Annotated in this window: 26 protein-coding genes; 25 read left to right on the top strand and 1 reads right to left on the bottom strand. The window is 43.8% G+C overall.

Translation table 11 applies throughout. The annotated features are described in order from the left end of the window. Positions 1–635: 635 nt before the first annotated feature. The 12 genes from ACLVWU_RS08630 to ACLVWU_RS08685 all read left to right on the top strand — a co-directional run bounded on the left by ACLVWU_RS08630 (position 636) and on the right by ACLVWU_RS08685 (position 9,611). Entirely contained in the window at positions 636–2,453 is a 1,818-nt protein-coding gene (locus ACLVWU_RS08630; protein ID WP_413578588.1) for a VirB4 family type IV secretion system protein, read from the top strand. Between the two features lie 219 nt (positions 2,454–2,672). Next, on the top strand, positions 2,673–3,026 hold the full coding sequence (locus tag ACLVWU_RS08635; protein WP_413578589.1) for a type II toxin-antitoxin system RelE/ParE family toxin: 354 nt from the start codon (positions 2,673–2,675) through the stop codon (positions 3,024–3,026). Continuing rightward, positions 3,013–3,369: an addiction module antidote protein gene (locus tag ACLVWU_RS08640; RefSeq protein WP_413578590.1), complete on the top strand. Its 357-nt coding sequence runs from the start codon at positions 3,013–3,015 to the stop codon at positions 3,367–3,369. The genes ACLVWU_RS08635 and ACLVWU_RS08640 overlap by 14 nt, the downstream gene beginning before the upstream one ends. 360 nt (positions 3,370–3,729) lie before the next feature. After that, the gene (locus ACLVWU_RS08645; RefSeq protein WP_413578591.1) at positions 3,730–4,206 is read left to right on the top strand and encodes a hypothetical protein; all 477 of its coding nucleotides are present in this window, start codon (positions 3,730–3,732) and stop codon (positions 4,204–4,206) included. 12 nt (positions 4,207–4,218) lie between these two features. Then, the gene (locus ACLVWU_RS08650; RefSeq protein ID WP_413578592.1) at positions 4,219–4,452 is read left to right on the top strand and encodes a hypothetical protein; all 234 of its coding nucleotides are present in this window, start codon (positions 4,219–4,221) and stop codon (positions 4,450–4,452) included. A 258-nt stretch (positions 4,453–4,710) separates the two neighbouring features. Further along, positions 4,711–5,187 (top strand): hypothetical protein, encoded by a 477-nt coding sequence (locus ACLVWU_RS08655; protein WP_413578593.1) that lies wholly within the window; start codon positions 4,711–4,713, stop codon positions 5,185–5,187. A gap of 76 nt (positions 5,188–5,263) precedes the next feature. Next, the gene (locus ACLVWU_RS08660; protein WP_413578594.1) at positions 5,264–5,893 is read left to right on the top strand and encodes a hypothetical protein; all 630 of its coding nucleotides are present in this window, start codon (positions 5,264–5,266) and stop codon (positions 5,891–5,893) included. Then, positions 5,894–6,613 (top strand): hypothetical protein, encoded by a 720-nt coding sequence (locus ACLVWU_RS08665; RefSeq protein WP_413578595.1) that lies wholly within the window; start codon positions 5,894–5,896, stop codon positions 6,611–6,613. After that, positions 6,610–7,170: a hypothetical protein gene (locus tag ACLVWU_RS08670; protein WP_413578596.1), complete on the top strand. Its 561-nt coding sequence runs from the start codon at positions 6,610–6,612 to the stop codon at positions 7,168–7,170. The genes ACLVWU_RS08665 and ACLVWU_RS08670 overlap by 4 nt, the downstream gene beginning before the upstream one ends. A 127-nt stretch (positions 7,171–7,297) precedes the next feature. Then, positions 7,298–7,702: a hypothetical protein gene (locus ACLVWU_RS08675; protein WP_413578597.1), complete on the top strand. Its 405-nt coding sequence runs from the start codon at positions 7,298–7,300 to the stop codon at positions 7,700–7,702. Further along, the gene (locus tag ACLVWU_RS08680; RefSeq protein ID WP_413578598.1) at positions 7,702–8,475 is read left to right on the top strand and encodes a hypothetical protein; all 774 of its coding nucleotides are present in this window, start codon (positions 7,702–7,704) and stop codon (positions 8,473–8,475) included. Before ACLVWU_RS08675 ends, ACLVWU_RS08680 begins: the two co-directional genes overlap by 1 nt. Before the next feature lie 284 nt (positions 8,476–8,759). Continuing rightward, on the top strand, positions 8,760–9,611 hold the full coding sequence (locus tag ACLVWU_RS08685; protein ID WP_413578599.1) for a hypothetical protein: 852 nt from the start codon (positions 8,760–8,762) through the stop codon (positions 9,609–9,611). Here ACLVWU_RS08685 and ACLVWU_RS08690 read toward each other — a convergent pair. Further along, the gene (locus ACLVWU_RS08690) at positions 9,608–10,441 is read right to left on the bottom strand and encodes a hypothetical protein (RefSeq protein WP_413578600.1); all 834 of its coding nucleotides are present in this window, start codon (positions 10,439–10,441) and stop codon (positions 9,608–9,610) included. The two genes, ACLVWU_RS08685 and ACLVWU_RS08690, sit on opposite strands and share 4 nt — an antisense overlap. An 87-nt stretch (positions 10,442–10,528) precedes the next feature. Here ACLVWU_RS08690 and ACLVWU_RS08695 point away from each other — a divergent pair, with 87 nt between their 5' ends. From ACLVWU_RS08695 to ACLVWU_RS08755, 13 genes are all read left to right on the top strand, one after another. Further along, positions 10,529–11,449, top strand: coding sequence for a DUF308 domain-containing protein (locus ACLVWU_RS08695; RefSeq protein ID WP_413578601.1), 921 nt, complete (start codon positions 10,529–10,531; stop codon positions 11,447–11,449). After that, entirely contained in the window at positions 11,449–11,991 is a 543-nt protein-coding gene (locus ACLVWU_RS08700; RefSeq protein WP_413578602.1) for a hypothetical protein, read from the top strand. The genes ACLVWU_RS08695 and ACLVWU_RS08700 overlap by 1 nt, the downstream gene beginning before the upstream one ends. Beyond that, entirely contained in the window at positions 11,988–12,584 is a 597-nt protein-coding gene (locus ACLVWU_RS08705) for a hypothetical protein (RefSeq protein ID WP_413578603.1), read from the top strand. Before ACLVWU_RS08700 ends, ACLVWU_RS08705 begins: the two co-directional genes overlap by 4 nt. Beyond that, positions 12,585–13,106 carry a hypothetical protein gene (locus ACLVWU_RS08710; RefSeq protein WP_413578604.1) on the top strand — a complete coding sequence of 174 codons (522 nt, stop codon included), beginning with the start codon at positions 12,585–12,587 and terminating at the stop codon, positions 13,104–13,106. It abuts the gene before it with no gap. 652 nt (positions 13,107–13,758) lie between these two features. Beyond that, positions 13,759–14,064, top strand: a complete 306-nt coding sequence (locus tag ACLVWU_RS08715; RefSeq protein WP_413578605.1) for a hypothetical protein — start codon at positions 13,759–13,761, stop codon at positions 14,062–14,064. 1 nt (position 14,065) lies between these two features. After that, positions 14,066–14,395 carry a hypothetical protein gene (locus tag ACLVWU_RS08720; RefSeq protein WP_413578606.1) on the top strand — a complete coding sequence of 110 codons (330 nt, stop codon included), beginning with the start codon at positions 14,066–14,068 and terminating at the stop codon, positions 14,393–14,395. Between the two features lie 50 nt (positions 14,396–14,445). Continuing rightward, on the top strand, positions 14,446–15,000 hold the full coding sequence (locus ACLVWU_RS08725) for a hypothetical protein (protein WP_413578607.1): 555 nt from the start codon (positions 14,446–14,448) through the stop codon (positions 14,998–15,000). A 12-nt stretch (positions 15,001–15,012) separates the two neighbouring features. Then, on the top strand, positions 15,013–15,459 hold the full coding sequence (locus tag ACLVWU_RS08730) for a hypothetical protein (protein WP_413578608.1): 447 nt from the start codon (positions 15,013–15,015) through the stop codon (positions 15,457–15,459). 15 nt (positions 15,460–15,474) lie between these two features. After that, entirely contained in the window at positions 15,475–15,936 is a 462-nt protein-coding gene (locus ACLVWU_RS08735; protein ID WP_413578609.1) for a hypothetical protein, read from the top strand. Positions 15,937–16,028: 92 nt separating this feature from the next. After that, entirely contained in the window at positions 16,029–16,487 is a 459-nt protein-coding gene (locus ACLVWU_RS08740) for a hypothetical protein (protein WP_413578610.1), read from the top strand. A 179-nt stretch (positions 16,488–16,666) separates the two neighbouring features. After that, on the top strand, positions 16,667–17,086 hold the full coding sequence (locus ACLVWU_RS08745) for a hypothetical protein (RefSeq protein WP_413578611.1): 420 nt from the start codon (positions 16,667–16,669) through the stop codon (positions 17,084–17,086). A gap of 57 nt (positions 17,087–17,143) precedes the next feature. Then, positions 17,144–17,359 (top strand): helix-turn-helix domain-containing protein, encoded by a 216-nt coding sequence (locus ACLVWU_RS08750; RefSeq protein WP_413578779.1) that lies wholly within the window; start codon positions 17,144–17,146, stop codon positions 17,357–17,359. Further along, a complete protein-coding gene (locus ACLVWU_RS08755; RefSeq protein ID WP_413578612.1) occupies positions 17,356–18,459 on the top strand; it encodes a tyrosine-type recombinase/integrase in 1,104 nt (367 codons plus the stop codon). Before ACLVWU_RS08750 ends, ACLVWU_RS08755 begins: the two co-directional genes overlap by 4 nt. Positions 18,460–18,727: the final 268 nt, after the last annotated feature.

An 18,727-nucleotide genomic window follows, 5' to 3' on the forward strand; every position in this document is an offset into this window, starting at 1 on the left:
GTTGGAACTGCTGTCCTTTATTCCCGCAGGTATTGCATTCCTAGTTCTTATTAATATCAGACTCCGAAGTCGTCCGAAAACTATCCGTGACTATCTCCGGTATCTCTTATTGTCAGTTTCAATCTACGTATTCGGTGATGGTCGAAATGCATTGAATACTAGGCGCAAGGTTCTTTCCAAACCGAGGCGTACGAATAGTACGTCGCAGGGAGGGAGAGGTTCTTGCAACAACGTAGGCAATGTATTTCCACCGTCAAACTCAGCTTCCACAAGAGGGCAATATGCTACCCGTTCATAGCCATACTCTGATCCACAAAGACTTAGATATCACAGTAACAACCGATGGAATCTGTGGACTCTCGTTCATATTGCCTGGAGTCGACCCTGAGATCGACGATCTAACCGTAGAACACCGCAAACTGGTTCAGATTCTGCGACAGCTTGATCCAAGCATCATCATGAGGGTCGAACTCCAATCTCGAGGCGCAAACGATCTCGAGAGCGATTTCCGGCGGTCTCCCGCGATAAATGAACTGGGGTTCGTGAGGAATCAGGTGACAATCCACTTGGATGCGATTCCAGAGTTCGGGTCATTTTTTCGGAGAAAGCGGGAGTCGAGGGGAATCGAAGCTCTTGTGGGAGCGGTAGAAACTTTTAGAAGTTTCGGAGTTCCAGTGATAGCTGGCCCAAGAGTGCAACATAATCTTTCTGTCGCTTCACTTGGTCCACGGTCCGTTGAAACCGACCACGAAAGCATAGGGGTTGTGAGGATCACAAAACAACCAGATCGCGAATTCGGATGTCTCGATTTAAAAGAAGTCTTGGATAAACTCCCAAGGCCCTATCGTTTCGTCACATCTGTACAGAGAATCGGCGAAGCGAGAGCTAAAGTACTTCTTGAGAGGAAGCTCAAACAGCTTGAAGGAGCGAAAGATACTTCAAGTGAAGTTCAACGCTCCGAAACTAAAAATGCTATGGAAGAGTCGTTTAGGTCTGGCGCGCAACTATATGAAATTGAAATGATTCTAACACTTACGCGAGGTGAAGCCGTACAGCTAAACCGAGCACGTTCCGCAGGTATTTCGCTGGGACAAGGCTTAAAAACCTCACAAGCTACTTTAAGTCTGTTTTCGGACGCCCAAATCGAAACTTTCGGGTGTCTCCCAAGCTTCGCGGCATCTTTATCTGGAAACCGCCAACATGTGACCTTGCTAGAATCCGAAAATGCAGTCGTCGGACTTCTACCAATCTGGGGTTGTCGGTTTTCGGGCTTAACCGAGGCCCGACGATCTTTAAGTTTGCTCCGTGAAGATCAAAGTCTTTTCCATTTTGATTTGTTCGATAGAAGTCATAACGCTTTTAACAGCATCATCATAGGTCCGTCAGGAAAAGGTAAGTCAGTCCTGGCGGGACTCCTCACCGGCGCACTTTTGGGCGATGAAAATGTCCACGTCATCAAAATCGACGTCGGGGGCTCCCACGCCAAAGAGTGTGAGTTGTATAAAGGGGAGAGCTTTCAGCTATCTCTCGATAAGCCGAGTGGTTTAAACCCACTGTCAGTTCTTGCGCAACATAATGCTTCCGACGCTGATAAGCTCGCAATTGTCTCAAAGTTTTTGTCTGTCCTGATCATGGAGGCGGAAGAGGGAGTTTTGACTAAAGATATGAGGGCGCAAGTTGAATCCTCTGTTCGTTGTTATATCGACTCAAAACCGACTGATCCGTCGTTAGATGACTTTTATAATCAAGCAAAAGACTTTCCACGCAAGCAACTGCTTAAGCGTTGGGTGAAGGGCGGAATCTACCAAAGTTGTTTCGCCGCGGCAGCGGGAAGTGTTGGCGGGACGGCAGGACCAGAAACTGAATCAGCAAGGCTAAGGTATTTTAACTTTCAGAATATTTTTGCAGCAGGCGATCCGGAATTCGCAATTGCGGGATTCGCAGCCCTCATGGCTGAAGTAAACACCCAAGTTCTGGCGAGTGACGGAAGATGCATAGTCTTGTTCCTAGAAGAGGTTCCGTTCTTCATTAAGCACTGTTTCGATCTGATAAAGTTCACCACTGCAAACTTTAGAAAATACGGTCATGCCGTAATTACGGTTTCGCAGTTACTGACGGACCTCATTGTAAACGATGATCGGGGAATTATTGAGAACTCGCCGCAAAGATTTTTATTCGCTGTAGATGGCTCCACTGAGCACTTTAAAGAGGTTTTGGGCCTGACAGACGAGCAAGTCGAGCGAGTTGATTCTCTTCAGAGCGTTCAAGGCGTTCGTAGTGAGGTGGCACTTCAAACCGAAGAGGGAGTTCGCAAGCTAATGCTTGAGCTATCAAGGCGAGAGTACTGGGAACGAACGTCTTCTAAGCTCGACAAGGAAGAGTTGGAGGAGTTGAGGAGGTTTTTGCCGAATCTTACGCTAGATCAAGCCATTCACGTACTCACGCTGAAGTGATGAAAAACGTCCAACTACTTCGTTGTCGGATTTGAGACTGTCCTCGACGTACTATTTGTACGCCTGTGGGAATCTCAAATCCTCCGCCTTGCATTTGATCATTTTTGATCACTCCGGGAATTCGGGGATGAGGAAAAGAAGGATTGTGTAATATAGGATACAATACGTTCGATTTGAGGCTGAATAAATTTGTGTAATATAGGATACAAAAGCTAAAATATGGGATACAATAGACTGAAGAAAGCGTATTACAGAAATTCTGCTGGGAAAGAGCCAGCTAGAGAGTTTATTGCGAGCTTGGATATTAAAGCCCGCATGAGAGTCTTCGCTCAGATCGACCGACTCAAAGAAGGTAACTCAGGATCTGGTCACGGTGTAGGTGGAATCAGTGAGCTTCGAATCGATTACGGTCCCGGATACAGAGTGTATTACGTGATCGTACAGGGCCTCGCTTTGATTCTGTTACTAACTGCTGGTGATAAGAGCACGCAGAGAGAAGACGTCAAGCAGGCTAAAAAGTATTACGCGGATTATAAGAAAAGAACCAATGAGGCAGGCGATGAAGAAAACTAAAACAGCTAAGAAATCTTCAAAAAAGAAAGTTTCACCCATCGGTTCAGATTTCAGTGAACATCTGGAGCTTGAACTCACTAATCCTGAAAGTGCTGCTGAATATATCAATGCCGCGGTCGAAATGAATGACCCTGAATACCTGAAAGTTGCACTTGGAAGAGTAGCAAGGGCGAGAGGGGTGGCTCAAATCTCAAATGCGACGAAGATCAGACGGGAGTCGATTTATAAGTTGTTTTTGAAGGAGGCGAATCCGGGACTAGCATCTATCCAACAAATCCTATCAGCATGCGGGTTGGAGCTGGTGGTGCGCTCCAAGCGAAGCAACAAGAAGGTTGCTTCTTAGGAGTGATGAAAAAGGCTGATCTGCTTTGTTGTCGGCAGCCTGGCTTTCCTCGACGTACTATTCGTACGCCTCCGGTAACCAGCCTCCCTCCGTCGCGCACCTCAACCTTTTTGATCACTCCCAGATACAGAAATCCCCGATATAAAAAAACCTAACCATCGGAAAAAAATGTCTGAGCGCCTACGCGGCGTGATTGAAATAGCATGATGCTATTTCAAAGTGTAAACCCGCCAGGGTGAGGGTAGGAGCCCGATACAACCCGGGCTACATGTCCCAGAGCGACATCGGTAACAGTTTCCCCACGTCCAGTTCCATGTGTAATCAGTTCATGTAAACAGGAATGTATTGTAATCTCATGCTATGAAAATCATTGAGACGGAAGATAAGACAATTGTTCTTGGTTCGAACTTTGGATCGAAAGTTATCTGGCTGATTTGTTGTATCTTTCTTGGGTCGATGGTCTTCCTTACTTTTAATACTAAGTTTGAAAAAGGTATGAGTACTTCGGATTGGGTATGGTTTGGAATATGCATTCTTTTATTTTTTGCTTTTATTGGAGTATTTGTTAGTGGCATCAAGCAAAAAATGACCATTACTGAATCTACTATTGATATGAGATTTGGTCTGCATAAGTATCGGATTGAAAATGAACCCATCCAGATTCATTTTACTTGCCCACTACGTTTCCCTGGTTGGCAAGTTCACATTAGTGCAAAGGCTAATAGTGGCAGAAGTGTGTTTTATCATTTTGCTAGAAAGAAGAAAGCGCAAGAATTGGTGGATGTAGTGCAAAGACGCTATAAGCAGCCCATCGAAATTAATCCACCCAATGAGTGATAAAGGTTGAATATGATTTACGGGATTGTGGTGTTTTTTCTCGCGATGTGGGGATTTCAAGTTTGGAAATACCGCGAAGAGGGCTGTGTAGTTGGGTTCAAAACTGCCATGCCGATTTGCGGAGAATTGGCTCCGTATGCCCTGGCACTTTTCACGGTATTTGTTGGCGTGATCGTTGGGCTTATTGTGCTGGCGGATTATAGAAATAGAAAAGACGTTAAAGCCCGCAGGCACAATAAGGAGTGATGAAAAGAATCCATCTGCTGCGTTGTCAGGCTCGAGACTGTCCTCAACGTACCAGTGCGTACGCCTGCGGGAATCTCAATCCTTCCGCCTTGCATCTGAACCCTTTTGATCACTCCTGGGATTCCAAGAAAAGAAGAAATCCTATCGGAAAGAGAATCGTCTGAACGCCTCCGCGGCGTAAACCCGAGCTACATCTGGTACGTCCAGATCGCCAACAAGTTTGTTCCTATAAACAAGGTATGATTGTACCATTTAAGTATGAAAATCATTGAGCGTGATGGTAAAGCTGAAATGTTCGGAGTTGATATTAAGGCCGTTGTGCTTTGGTCAATATATGGTCTTTTTGTTCTCTGTATTTCAGTCATGGGATTGAACTACGATTCTCCGAAGTTTAACACAATCACGAGTAAGCTGACATTTGGATTTATAATAGCTGTCTGTATCCTTCTTTTCCTGTATATGTTTCTTTTGTCTTTCATTAAATTTCAAGTAACTAGTGATAGGTTCTCTTGTCAATGGTTGGGGTATTCATGGGAGCAAACTGGTAAGCTCGCATTAAAAGCGATTCCGGTCCGTGGAGGAACGTACAGTCTTTATATATACTTTGCTAAAGGCGCTATGACGATTCCTTTTATGAGAAAGAATGATCTTCTGGCGTTTGTCGAAATAATTAAAAGGAATTACCAGCATACGGTTGAATTTCATATGCGAGACTTTGGGGACGCTGGCGGATAGTAGTCTGTTCAGATCTCGGATCTCATAACCGAATAATTCACTCCAGATCCATCACGCAAATTGCAGCGCAAATTGTGTGGAGTTATCAATAAAGATCAATTCAGTAAAAATCCAGTTCACGAGGCGCCTTTGGCTTCTCGGTCTAAGCCTCAGTGTAACCGCTTCGCTGTTGTGTCGAAGCGCGGTGGCGTTCGACCCAACTACTTTAGCTATTGCCACTAAGGCTGTCGTGGGTGGGGTGTCGGGGGTGGATGAGACGCTGGACGCGGGGTTTGCGTTCTCTGAGCTTCTAGAAGAGTTGGAAGTGGAGACTGAGGCGGATGATGAGGTTGGGGAGTCTGTCCAGCGGCTGGAAGAACTTAAAAAGAAAACCTATGGGCTTTATGATTCCAAGGAAGATTTGGTCCGCTACTTTGAGCGGGACCTAAAAAGAGCTAAAACCGCGTCCTCGAAGCTTCGCGCGATCAAAAACATGATCGAGAGTTCAAAGCGCATCGCCTCCATCATGGGTGTTCGTCCTAAAACCGGACAGGCGGCTGCTTCCATTCAACAGATGAGGATAAACACTATGATCCTCAATGAACTTCAAGAAATCAGACGAAATCAAGAATCCCAAGTTCTTAAAGAAAACGAAGCAAGATATCGCAGGTCCATTCTTCTAGATCAAATAGTAAAAGAGGAAAAAGCTCGCCAGGGGAGAATCTAAATGAATCTTTTCATCCCCATGGATGAACTACTTCTGACTGAAAGCCTTAATCTCTTCTCAAAGGTAAGTCTCGTGGTCTCAAGCTTCGTTGGGGCTGTTTTTGCCATGCGTGCAGTAATGTTGCAGGTGAGAGTTGCCTCAAGTGCTGAATACGGTGAACTCCTAACGGATCTACTTGCATATTTCGGACTCACTGCTCTCTATCCATACCTCATCAAGCTTTTAATGAATGCCATCTTTGAAATCGCGTTAAAAATCGGAGCGCAATCTGTGATATCCAGAGTCGATAAACGAGAAACCTATCCGATGCTTAAAGACCTACTGGGAGATTGGCCCGTGGTTGAGATCCTAGCAAAGATCGGTGATGTCACAATTCTAGCGCTCTCGCAGGGCTTTTATTCTATCTGTATTGGTCTTCTAATTGCTATAGCGCCAGTTGTTATCTTTTCATCAACAGTTCTGAAAATCTCAAACGGTGTTAAGGAGTATTTCCAAATCCTGATCGCCATGGCGCTTTGGCCAGTTCTTTGGAATGTTCTAGGAGTTCTCGGAGATAGTTTCACACAGCACCTCTTAACGTCCCCATTTCGGACGCTGATCTTTGGCTTTGTCATTTATTCGCTACAGCTGCTGAGTCCCGTCTTTTGCATGTTTCTATTTAAATCAATGTCATCAACAGGAGCAATCTCACAGGTGATTAAACTAGGACGAATGAAATGATAAGTCTGCTATATAAAAGCAAACTCCTAAGAGAAGAAATCAAAACCTGGGCAGCCCTGGCTGGCCTTTTCCTATGGGGAGCGACTGCCACGACGGTCGCAGTCACTCGGCGAGAAAAAATCGTGCTCGTAGGGATCGACGATGCTGGCACCAGAATAATCACAAATTCCTCCGACCGACTTGTCAGGGAAGAACTAAAACAGTTCTTAAGGTACTTTTTCGAGATGCAGTACTCGTACAACGAGGTGAACTACCACACAAGGATGTCGTTTGCGACGGACCTCTATTCTGAAAAGCTATGGAATGAGCAAAAGCCCAAGATCATCCAAATCGGAGAGAACCTAACAAAGGTCCCTCTTACTCAAACTGCTGACGTGCTGTCGATAGATAAGACCGAAAGTGGAGCTATCGAAGCACTGCTGCGACTTCGAATACGAAGTCGTCTTAATGAGCATATCGTGAATTTGAAAGTGAGGTTGTCATATCGAAAGATTGATCGTCATGAACGCAACCCATGGGGGTTCGAAGTTACGGAGATTCACGATGAGGCTCAATAAGACTTGCCGAATCGCTAGATCCTTTGTCGCTTCGTCGCGCGGCTTGTGCGGCGTACTTACTGTACGCCTCCGCACCTTGCTTCCTAGCTTCGCGGCTGTAGCAATTCTGCTGCTCAGCCAGGGGGCAATGTCTAAAGAAAATGTTAAACGAATTGTTTCTATAAATAAGGATTTAAGCGAAGTGAAAAAAATCTATCTGCATGCAGGGCTCGTCTCAACCGTAGAATTTCAAGATGCCATTACCAGTGTAAAGATTGGTAACGGCAGCTCCTTCAAGGTCGAAATCTCACCCTCAAACCCCAAAGAAGTAACTCTGAGACTGGTATCTCAGCGCTCAGAGCCCACAAACCTTTTGGTGAGGGTCGAAAAGAAAGTATTTATCTTCGATCTCATTCCCTCAAGAAACACCCATCAAGACTACGTAAAGGTAAGCGGTAGCTATGGCCGCCCGGAGCACGAGCTATCTCGGGTAACAAAACAGAACCGAGAAACTGGTAAATTGGTCGAGACTATAATAATTGGGGGAGATTGATGAATTTTCTGATGTTGTTCGTCGCTGTATGTTTCGCGCGCGAATCGCTATACAAGCGCGAAGAACCCAAGGTGATTGAAAAGGTTGAATCAAGAGATTCGGCTTTATCTCCTAAGACAACTAAGAAGCTGTCTACCCCGAGCTCTACCGGCTCTAGGGTTTTCGGCGGAGCCGGAAACTTAGACCAAGATATCCTAGTGCTTAACTCTACCTTTCGGCCCGAGGGAGCTGGGGAAATAAACCCAAAGACGTTGCCGATCACTAAGTACAAGAAAATCAAACCAGGCGACGTAGTAATGGCTGAACTGAAGGAACCGATCATAGCCTTTCCGGACAGCAAAACGCCAGTAAGAGCGGTCGTCAGATGGGGAGACCTGAGGGGCGTAATTCTCCTCGGCGAAGCATCCCTTGAAAAGAACTCCAAAAATGTCGCAATCAACTTCGATAGACTTGTCAGCCCCCAAGAAAAAGAAGTGTTTCCAATGAAAGGTTATGTGTTAGCCGAAGGCACGCATCATACAAATGAAGAGAGATACTTTCTAGCGGAACTTCTTTCTGCCGCCGCCGCAGGATTTGTCGATGCGGGGATTAATAGGTCGCAAAATGCTTATGGAAATTATGTCGAAGAACCGGGAGTGAATACATCGAGTAGGAAAGCGGTGGGGGCGGCGGCGTCGAAGTCAGCGGAGAGATTTGCAGAACGAGCGAGGAACGCACCTGAGTGGACGTTGATAAAGTCGAACACCACCGTCCAAGTGCTTGTGGTGGAGTAATGAAAACGGCGCATCTGACTTCGTTGTCGGCAAGTTGGCTGTCCTCGACGTATAGGTACATACGCCTCCGGGAACCAACTCACCTCCGCCTCGCATCTGGACCGTTTTGATTTCTCCTGGATAAAAACAAATCACATCGGAAACATAGTCTGAAGCGATGCATAGCTCATCGCTGAACCCGTCTTACATGCCCTAATGGCATCGGTACAGTTGGTGTGGATTAATATAAACTATACCTAGTTGACAATGTCTTTTGCATTGTTCACTCTTAAATGGAGGTGTAAGTGGATAAATTCTTATTCGATATCTATCCGACTTTGGCAGATAAGATTGTGGAGCAGATAGAGCGCGCAACCCAAAAGGCTTCTCAGCAATTTGATGGAATGAAGGGGGATGAGGATACCGTTACCGGCTCTCTATTTTCCCAGCTTCACGATGTTGAAGGCCAGATGCCAATGGGTGTTGATCGTTTTGTATGGAGAACTGAATACAATAAGCTTAAAGGGCGCGGAAAAGGAGCTCCTGAAAATAAGTACGGTGCGGATGGCATAATTGTGGTGAGATTATTTAGCGAAACTGATAATAAGTTGATTCTGTCTAAAGGATTGTTATTTCAGGCTAAGATTAAAGGGAACAGTGATCAGAATCTTAAAACACAGATGGAAAAGCTAGCGAGTCTTAATACAAATAGTGTTTTAGTTGAGTATGACAAAAACAATTTCCGAGCAGTCTTAGAGAAAAATGTTCTGAATGCGAATGGGAAAATGAAACAGATATCGCCTGGGGACTATATTGATCTAGGTACTGTGTTTGGTGATATGTTGCTCCGATGTCAGGTGGGTAAAAAACATTTAGATTTCGACGCTGAACAGGGGGTGCTAATGGATAGCGACCCTGAAATGATGCTAATTGCTCCCGCGCGAGTTGAGAATATTTTAGAGATCAACATTGTTCACAGAGAAAAATATGTGGGTAGGCACTTTATTGAGGCGGATGAGTCGGTATTAAATAAGTTTTCTCGCGAAGAGAGTACTGGTATTAATAGGCAGATTCGCGGCAGGTTGGCTGTGCGCCATGTTGGACGTAACCGTAATGGTGTTGGTGGTAATGAGGGTGAAGGATCTTTTGGAGTTTAATGGTAAGAAAAAGTAAACTCAGTATTCTTTTTTAGGTTGTCCCAATAGATTATATAGCCGCCGCGATTGTAGCGTTGGATCTGAAAGATGAGTTCTGAAGATCCATCGCCGTCATAATCACCTGCATCAACCAAAATACTTCCAGTATTTAGAAGCGAGATGCTTCCCTTAGAGTCTATCAGGTACCAAACTGAGGTGAAATAGTCAGGTGGGGGGCCGTCACAATTACTTTCTTTTAAGTGAGCCCGAATTAACCAGATATCCTTGTTCGATTTATAAGATCGTTCGATCTTTACGTCAGAATGTGCGTAATCCCATTTCTCAAACTTCGAATCGGGGTTCTTGCATTTATAAGCATCTTTGAACTTCTTCTTAAATTCGGAAACAACTGATTCGGTCAGTTCCGTTGATGGTTTGGCTTTCTTCCATTGTTCGGGATCGCCTTTGAATTTCCCTTTAGTTAATACAAAAGGACGCTTTACCTTTAAATCAGTCCAAGTGCCAAATTCCTCAGATAATACTCCTGCTTGCGGAGTTTCTTCTACTGGCGTATCAACTTTCAGCAAGCCTTCTGAGGAAAGCTTACCATCAGTTTTGTATTCAGAAGTTTCGACAGATCCAATGGTCTCTCCATCAGAAGTAACAGACCATTCTGTCTTGCTACTGGGGGGCATTCCGATCTTCCACTCTTTATCTACCTTTTTAAAGACCGCCCTAACTACGAAAGAAAGACCTTCATCACGGTTTCGATTCTCCAAGATCCCGAGGAACGAATTTGCAGCGTTTCCAGCCGAAGCGACTAAAGAAAGCAGAAGGAGTAGTTTTATCATTTCATAACTTTATAAGTCCTAAACGGACGTGACAAGGTATTGTTTATAGGTATGATTTAGGTATGGCGTCTTTTGGAGAGAAACCTTATGCATGAACAAAATAATTTGATTGGGCTGGTTTTGATTTGTTTGGGGATCGCCCTCGTTCTTGTTTTCTTTGTTCTGCGCAAAAGACTGCCGAAGTGGATGGTTCTTTCAGGGATCTCTGTGGGGGTTGTTCTTGTTGGGCTGATGCTAAATTCCTTCATTAATGAGCAGGAGCTGATTCGGAAAAATAGAGAACTGCTTGCGAGTTTTAATTCTCATTCAAATCGGACCACGAATTTCAAAGGTGGGGACGAAAAACCCAAGGAATGGAAGGCTTGTACGCAAGATTCCGATTGCAAAATCGTGGAAGGGGCGTGCTCGGATATTATAGCTATCAATAAAGGTTATTCGTATCCAGCCACTGAAAAGACTTTTGTTGAACAGTCTAGTGCTTGCTGGCCTAGAGACTACAAGAATTCTGATGTTTATGAAGCAGTCTGCTCAAAAGAAACATGTGCTCATCAGTTTAATCAAAAAAATCCCGTGGGATTTTATCGTGCTTGGCACCGTAATGTTGAAGAAAGTTTGAAAATTCCTGCAGTCGGTGATCGGAACTCTGAATTGCGGTACTTTGTTGAATTTAAACTCAATCCATATTTAGTCGCGATCGGTGATGTGCAACGAAATCATCCAAACCTCGCAGCTGTTCGGGATCTATTTAAAGCTTACCTTCATGGTACAACTGTTGATTTTGAACTACGCGCCTTTGCATTAGGGGAAACATACATCGCAAACACCAAAGACTTTGAGATGGTGTTCAAAGAGAACTCAGCGGATAATCACTATTTGCTGTGCGAAGGTTTAAATTGGGGCCTTCTTAATTCAAAGACCGTTTCAGCAGAGAAGAGATTGTCCGTTATCGAAAAGTTATGCGGATCACTTCTTGAGGAGCCTATTCCGCGGGGGGAGTACTGGGAATAATGATAATTCACGTAAGGCTCTTAGATGAGGGTGTCGATGTATGGCGTCCCGTATCTGCGGTGAAGCAGAATGAATCCAATGTATATTTAATCCTTCCCAGTCCTTCAAATGTCATCCCCGAAGGTGAACACTGGGAGTTTTCTCCGGGCGAGAAGGTTTTCGCTGAAAAAAGAGAATTAAGTGATGGTCCAGCATTGATAGCATACAAGAGAGTGATCTTTGAAAGAAAAACCATCTGGCAAATCCTCTTCGTTTGGGTTGTATCATTTCTCTTTATCGTTTGGCCGGTTATTGTAGGGAAGCGAGCGGTTGGCGACCAGCTTCTAATGTTTATGCTGATCGGAGGATCGCCGGCGCTTATTCCTCCAGCGATTTATGCCTTCATCGCAATGCTCATTAAAAAGTACTACAAGAAAGCCATTTCCTGGTGGCTGTTAATACCAATAACCGCGGTCATCTGGGTATTTCTGCTAGAAGTGCTAATGAAGGTCGATGGAAATAAAATACAAATATTAAGACTTTTCGAGGTAGGTCCTACATGAAGATCGGAACAAATAGTTTTTTCCAAATAATTGCGTTTTGTTTTTTACTGATGGTTGTTCAAAGTACGGCGTACTCTGGAGAGTTCGATACTTTGAAGGCATGTGAAGTAAATTCTGACTGCATGCTGGTCGATAGCTACTGTTACAAGATTGAATCTATAAATAAATCAAAGTATCAGGAATATTTGGCCAAGATGAAAACGACTAAAGTCAGATGTGGAACAATAACTAATGTTCAGTGGAAAGAGTATTACAAGCCTGGTTGTGATGACAAAAAATGCGTGGCTAAGAGCATCAACTCTAAACGGAAAAAGGAAGTGCCATCTGATATTCTAAAAGCTTGTGGGTTTGGCGAAATCGCAGATCGACATGATCCTTATAATTTTAGCGATGTAGGCGATTCTCGACCGACAACCCGTTTGAACCTCGCTTGTCACTACAAAGACGATTCTTGGTATATCTATTGCGAGCGTGGTGGCTATGCAGTCCAGCACCTGCAATTTAAGTTTACCAAGGATAGTGGGGGAAAATGGATTAAAAGCGACTTGAAGGCTACTAAAAGTGAAGCGCTAGCTGAGTGTCCGGAGTTCTAAATGCGTTTCTGGATCGTTCTACTATTATTAGTGCCAGTAATTGGTTTCGCGGATGATAGCGAGCAGGTAGTTTGGGAGGATAAGTTTGATCCCAACAATCCTCCTAAGCCTAGGGTCGTGGATTGTATTGATGCTAGTGATTGCAAGTTAATCATCGACTGTGAAGAAGTAATCGCTATTCCGACTAAGTTCGAAGGTCTTTCCGGTAAAAATGCATTTGCAGGTCAGCCTAAATGCGAAAAGAAGTTATCTGCTGAGAAACTAAAGGACTATCAGACAATATGCTATCAAAATAAATGTGATAAAGAGGATGCCCCCATTGACCACCATGCATGCACAAGAGATCGGGATTGCGCTTTGTATGTCGGACTTTGTAAAACTATTCAAGCAGTCAATTCGAAATACTTGAAGGAGTATAAGAATCCAAAGGCACTCATTAACTGCATCCCTGGCGATGTCACAACAACAGATAACCACCGCGCCAAATGCATCCAAACCCAATGTACAGCGGAGCCAAAGTAATGCGCTACTGGATACTTGCAATAATACTCATGGCCTCAGTTGGTGGCATCACAGCATACCAATTATCGCAAGGCCATCACCTAACTCAAGAAGACGTTGAGAGGAAACGGAAGGAATACCTTCCTGATCCCGATCCAAAATGGCTTGAGTGCAATAAGGACGACGACTGCGAAGTAGTATTCACCGCAGGCTGTGAAGTAGCCTTGTTCGGAAACAAGAAGTATATTCAAGAATATAAAAGGTTTGGAGATAATCGTTACATATTCTGCGCAGTGGGTCCCGCGCCCAACAAAAAAATCAAAGCCAAATGCATCCAAAACAAATGTTCAGAGGAACCAAAATGATGCATAACAATTCTACTTCTAAAGTATTACGTATAACCATTTTCACGGTCTGCACCATGCTGTTCTGGATGCTCCCAAGTTTTATGCCCCAACTTCATGGATACGTACCTTCATTCGATGAGCATATGATTGTATTGCTTGTCGGTTTGGTTGCGGCATTGCCGCTGGCCCTGGTTTACTACTGTTCGAGCAAGTACATAGCAAAAAGATTTCCTTTTGCCGAAACCCTTTGGGCATTGCCAATATTCCTAATAGTAATTAATGGAATACTTATACTGCCACTAATACATAAAAACGGAGTTTGAAGTATGATCAACTTTGAAAGAGACGCGAAAATACAGTTTTGGATATTTGGTGGGCCACTTTTCATTGGAGCTTTCGTCGCCTGGATTGCCTTTTTTCAACCTTACGGGTTGATTCTGATTTCGACTAGTATTGTGGGTGCATGGCTCATCATAAAACCTAAAGTCACCTCAAAACAAAGGTCCAAACAGCCAATCGAATGGGGCTCAGCAAATATGACCCCACAAGAAAGAAGATCCTACCGTACTGGCTGGGGCATTCTTTTAATATCAATAGTTACGTCACTAGTTTTTAAGTACGGCGGTTACTAGTATGAAATTTGAATACAACATTTTAGACAGCACCGATTTATCTAATGAAAACGATTTATGTGTCACTCGTGAACCTCAGGGCTGCGAAGTTGTTAATGTTCAGTTTGAACAGTCAGGTCGTGCGATGATTCTGGCAAATCAGGAGGGGTGGCGTTACCTCGCAAAGATTTGTCTGGAAATGGCATACGCCTCCGATATAGACCCGTATTTTCATATCCATCGAACTGCGGAGTTGGACTTTTCGGAAAACGATGCCAAACATGCTTTAAGTTTTGCCCAGATCTCTGAAGATCTCGAAATTGAGATTCTGGCGAAAAGAAGTTCACAGTAGTAAATTTGGTAAAATAGTTTGGTTGATAATTAAACACTATGGATGGAACAATGCTTAATTTTCTTTTCGCTGTCTTATTAATGCCAATACAAACTCTCGCAGAAACCCGGCAGGAGATTCGGGACATCGAAGACCGAAGTCAATTTAATTACAATACCAAAAGTAACGACCGGGCTCAAAAGCAGGAACGTGAGTTTGGCGAAAAGCTAGCAAGCAAAGACCTGGGATTCTCAGAAAAACAGAAAGGGACGATGGAATCCGACCCAGTCGCCCAAACGATTGTTTCAGCTTTTACAAAGAGCCCGACATTCGAGTCTCTCCTGATTTTCAGACTTCAGTGCATCATAGAGAACTCACCGCTGCCACTGAATCTAAAATACAAAGACATCAAGTGGAGCTTGGCAGGATCAAAAGGTCAAAAGACTTTGAGCGGAAGCATCCAGTCGGACGCACAAGGAATTGCCAAGATCGTAATGTCGACGGAAGGAAGAGCCCAGGGAAAGACACTAAAGGTTGATGTCGACGGCATCACCAAAGAAATCGTCCTGGGTTCCGGCCCCTATGAAATCTTCCTCCCAGAAAAATCCTGCAAACCTTCCAAATAGGGAATAATAATTGTGATGAAAAAAATCGTTTTTCTATTGGGTTTAGTATTCACGCTCTCCGGAGCAAAATGTTTACGTCCGGCTCATTACTATCGGGAATTTCAGGGTGACAGTTGCGAGGGACTGGTTAATTTGAAGGGGATTCACACTGATGTGGTTTCTGTAACTGATGTCGAAGTGACCAGAGACGCTACTGAGTTCACGGTGAATGCAATATCTAGAGCTGGTAGGAACGTCGTAGTTCCTATGGTTCTCACAAAGGACGAGAAGATCTGCAAAGGCAGGGTTGTGGCACGGGTTGGTGGCGGATACATCGACCAGGGAAGTAAGGAAGTATTTACTGAAGTTAAAAATGTAATAGGGGAATTCGATCAACAATTTCAGGAAAAAACAGGTACGAAGTTTGTAAGAGACGACTGGAGCATCTGTCCGAATTCAAACTGCAATTATTCTAAATAGTATTGGGATGCGTGCATGAAAAAGATGAATAAATTTAAGTGGACCCTTCTGTTTTCTAGTTTACTAACTTTGATAGCGGGTTTTACTTGTGAAAAATACAGGTACTATGAAGTTAGGACAGAGCCCGTGGATTGTGCCAGTACTTCTTTTAAGTCATTCAAGTCCGAAGTTGAATGGCTTACTTTTGAAGAGGACGCCAATTACTGCATGAATGGTACAATTTATGCCTACGGTGCTGTTGGAAGAAGGGACGTAGCGAGGGGACTGATTTTTAATAGCAAAGAAAAAAGTTTGTGTGTCCTGTCAATCCTAGTTGTTGCACCCATTGAGGGTATTGTTCTCAAAGAGCCATTCCAGCCAATAGAAGAGGCAAGAGCTGTATGGAATAAGATATCGTCAAAGGAAGTGGAATTGAACTTAGTAAACAGTGAGCCCAAGCAAATCTCATTTTTTAAAGATTACTGCGATGGTAAATAGTGCGCATCTGTTATGATCCACAGGTGACGCTACGGATGGCTTGAAGGCAATTGACTATTGATAAACTCTTATTAATCAGAGACTATTTTCTTATGAGAAAAGTGAAATTGTTTGTTAAATGGACAATTCTAGGCGTGCTTGGAGCGATTGTAGTTTTAATTGCTTTGGGTGTCGGAGGATACAGGTTACCAGTTTCAGATGCTGAGGTTACTCAACGAGAACCTTTTTCAAAATTTATTGGTCGCGAGTATCTTGTAAAGGTCCCGATTGAAGCGATGTTTTGGAATGACTTTCCGAATAAAGAGAAAATTGTAAGTGTGTCTATCGGCCCCGCAACCGCAAAAACTCGTTTTGTTTCAAAGATTGTTCCCATAGGCGTGGGACAGCGAATTCGTCTTGTAAGTGCATGGCAAAGCTTCGCTTTGCTGGAATCTAATAAATACTATCGGGTTTCAATTTCTGATTTAGAGGTCCCTGAGGGTGTTCCAATTCATCTTGATGTGAATTCTGATGGAATTCCTGATGCATCCATTTATGAACCGATTAAATAGTAAAAAAAGCCTGATCATCAACGGCTTTTTTCCAACCTCCGCGACTTCCATCGCTACTCACTGACTCAGGCTCCTGCCGGTGTCCGTTGAATGTACATGAAACGTCATTAAACCCCACGTAACGTGGGGTTTCTTTTTGCTGCGTAGTGACTCAATGAAAATCCATAAGGAGGATTGAAGTGAGTCAAATCGAAGCTCTCGAACAAGAAGAAATTAAACCAAGTAATGAACCGAAAGAGCCGAATGAAGCTAAACGCCATTCGGAACTTGCTCAGAAGGACGCGAAACGCCCAGTCGGTCTGGCGAGGCGCAAATCCCTATTAAAGAAATTAGATCAAGAAACAGCAAAATTGCTGTCATCTCTCAATGAAAAGGCCAACAAGAAAACCCATGGAAGGCGAGTCCGGGATTCGGAGATCCTGCATTTGGGTTTAACACTGGTGGAATCCAAGCACCTAGATGAATTGAAGGAAAAGTCTTTGTCAGAAAAAGACCGCCTAAGTCTTGCCCACGAAGAATACCAAAAACAAAACGGCAAACTATCTCTAGATCAATTCATCGGTAAGCTTCTCAGAGGCGAAACTGCGCTTAAGAATTAATATAAGGGAGGGCGTCATATGTTGAAAAAAACAAGTAACCCAATAAACTTTATCCCAATGGGCGGAGCAATCCCTCCAGAGCTCTTTCAAAACAAAATAGTCTGTGAGTGGTTATCATCATCTCAAGCAGCGATCTATTTGGGCATTACCGAAAATGCCCTTCGCATCATGGTATGTCGGGGGCAGGTTAGGGCGCACAAAATGGGTCGAAGGCTTAGATTTAGTGTTGACGATCTTCGAGCTCTTTTAACGAGAGTCGAGGTCAAAAGATGATCAAGGTATATAAAAAAGATGGGCAAAAGTACTTCGAAGTTTACGTGATGGAGCGTGGACGAGAAGGAAAACAGTTGGCCAAACGAAAGCGTGGCATAACGACTGAGAAAGAAGCTCGGGAAATTGAGTATCAGTTTAAAGCTGAGCTTAGAAGTTATAAAAACAGTAATTCAGTGACTTGGGAAATATGGCACGAAAGGCTCATTGAGAGGTACTCAATGGTTTTTAGGGCATCCACGGTTGCGAATTACGATGGCTATCTTAAAAAGTACATTCCGAAATCCTGGCTAAAGAAAGATTTGCGGGATATTAAAAAGTCCGATGTTTTTGCTATGCTTGATTCTTCAAAGGAGCGTCTAGGAAGTACGTCTCAGAAGAACATTCTGAAAATGATCAGAAAAGTTTTTAATGATGCAATTGCTGAGGGCTTGGCGGAAGTAAATCCGGCAATGGGAATTACAGTAAAGTCTCGGCAAATAATTAAAAAGGTTCTGACGTCTAAGGAAGTGGATATTTTGCTGAAAGAGGCGAAAGAATCAAGGCATGAGTTCTATCCTGTTTGGGCTTTTGCGGTGTTTACTGGGATGCGGTCAGGAGAAATGTACGCTCTAAAATGGAGCGACGTTGATTTTGATACGAAGTTAATTTCAGTAAGTCGGCAGTGGACAAGTAAGGATGGGACCCATGAGCTAAAAACTGGGGACTGGAGAGTGGTTCCGATTAGTCAGGATCTGGGAGAGTTGTTGCACGGGATTCGGGTAGCGGGTCCGAGTGGACCGCATGATTTCGTTCTTCCACGTATCAATATGTGGATGAGGGGCAATCAGGCGGCTGTATTACGGGACTTTTGCGGAATGATTGGAATTACTTCGGTAAAGTTCCATGACTTGAGGGCAACTTTCATAACGAATATGCTGGCGCAAGGGGTGTCACTGGTGAAGGTGATGGCAATTGTGGGGCATAAAAAGATGGAGACTACGGACGAGTATTTGCGTCTTGCAGGGGTTGAGATCAAGGGGGCGACGGAGGCACTTGGTTATTCTCTTCCGGAAGAGGTGAGTACGGAGAACGTAATTTCAGTCGACTTTAAGCGAAAATAGTTCTGGCAAGAGTTTGAGATGACAAAAGATGACACGCAGATGAAAATACAAAGTAAAAACGGTGGCTTACGAAAAATACGTTAGCCACCCCATTTTTCTTCCCGTTAAATCCAAAAAAATGAAGCGAAAAAAATCAGGCTTTTTAGCTCCAGCTTAGACTCGAGAAACATCTCGGTGCCGAGCTCAATATTTTGTAATTTACTAGGTCTTTTCATTCTTATTAGTAAACCATTATCAGTCGAGGCAAAGTTTAGTCAGGTCTATTATT

The organism is Bdellovibrio sp. HCB290, from assembly GCF_047305925.1.
Classification (GTDB): Bacteria; Bdellovibrionota; Bdellovibrionia; order Bdellovibrionales; family Bdellovibrionaceae; genus Bdellovibrio.

Coding starts and splice junctions, on each gene's coding strand:
- ACLVWU_RS08635 (WP_413578589.1), top strand. CDS start 2,673: ATGGGATACAATAGACTGAAGAAAGCGTATTACAGAAATTCTGCTGGG.
- ACLVWU_RS08640 (WP_413578590.1), top strand. CDS start 3,013: ATGAAGAAAACTAAAACAGCTAAGAAATCTTCAAAAAAGAAAGTTTCA.
- ACLVWU_RS08645 (WP_413578591.1), top strand. CDS start 3,730: ATGAAAATCATTGAGACGGAAGATAAGACAATTGTTCTTGGTTCGAAC.
- ACLVWU_RS08650 (WP_413578592.1), top strand. CDS start 4,219: ATGATTTACGGGATTGTGGTGTTTTTTCTCGCGATGTGGGGATTTCAA.
- ACLVWU_RS08655 (WP_413578593.1), top strand. CDS start 4,711: ATGAAAATCATTGAGCGTGATGGTAAAGCTGAAATGTTCGGAGTTGAT.
- ACLVWU_RS08665 (WP_413578595.1), top strand. CDS start 5,894: ATGAATCTTTTCATCCCCATGGATGAACTACTTCTGACTGAAAGCCTT.
- ACLVWU_RS08670 (WP_413578596.1), top strand. CDS start 6,610: ATGATAAGTCTGCTATATAAAAGCAAACTCCTAAGAGAAGAAATCAAA.
- ACLVWU_RS08675 (WP_413578597.1), top strand. CDS start 7,298: ATGTCTAAAGAAAATGTTAAACGAATTGTTTCTATAAATAAGGATTTA.
- ACLVWU_RS08680 (WP_413578598.1), top strand. CDS start 7,702: ATGAATTTTCTGATGTTGTTCGTCGCTGTATGTTTCGCGCGCGAATCG.
- ACLVWU_RS08690 (WP_413578600.1), bottom strand. CDS start 10,441: ATGATAAAACTACTCCTTCTGCTTTCTTTAGTCGCTTCGGCTGGAAAC.
- ACLVWU_RS08695 (WP_413578601.1), top strand. CDS start 10,529: ATGCATGAACAAAATAATTTGATTGGGCTGGTTTTGATTTGTTTGGGG.
- ACLVWU_RS08700 (WP_413578602.1), top strand. CDS start 11,449: ATGATAATTCACGTAAGGCTCTTAGATGAGGGTGTCGATGTATGGCGT.
- ACLVWU_RS08705 (WP_413578603.1), top strand. CDS start 11,988: ATGAAGATCGGAACAAATAGTTTTTTCCAAATAATTGCGTTTTGTTTT.
- ACLVWU_RS08710 (WP_413578604.1), top strand. CDS start 12,585: ATGCGTTTCTGGATCGTTCTACTATTATTAGTGCCAGTAATTGGTTTC.
- ACLVWU_RS08715 (WP_413578605.1), top strand. CDS start 13,759: ATGATCAACTTTGAAAGAGACGCGAAAATACAGTTTTGGATATTTGGT.
- ACLVWU_RS08720 (WP_413578606.1), top strand. CDS start 14,066: ATGAAATTTGAATACAACATTTTAGACAGCACCGATTTATCTAATGAA.
- ACLVWU_RS08725 (WP_413578607.1), top strand. CDS start 14,446: ATGCTTAATTTTCTTTTCGCTGTCTTATTAATGCCAATACAAACTCTC.
- ACLVWU_RS08735 (WP_413578609.1), top strand. CDS start 15,475: ATGAAAAAGATGAATAAATTTAAGTGGACCCTTCTGTTTTCTAGTTTA.
- ACLVWU_RS08740 (WP_413578610.1), top strand. CDS start 16,029: ATGAGAAAAGTGAAATTGTTTGTTAAATGGACAATTCTAGGCGTGCTT.
- ACLVWU_RS08750 (WP_413578779.1), top strand. CDS start 17,144: ATGGGCGGAGCAATCCCTCCAGAGCTCTTTCAAAACAAAATAGTCTGT.
- ACLVWU_RS08755 (WP_413578612.1), top strand. CDS start 17,356: ATGATCAAGGTATATAAAAAAGATGGGCAAAAGTACTTCGAAGTTTAC.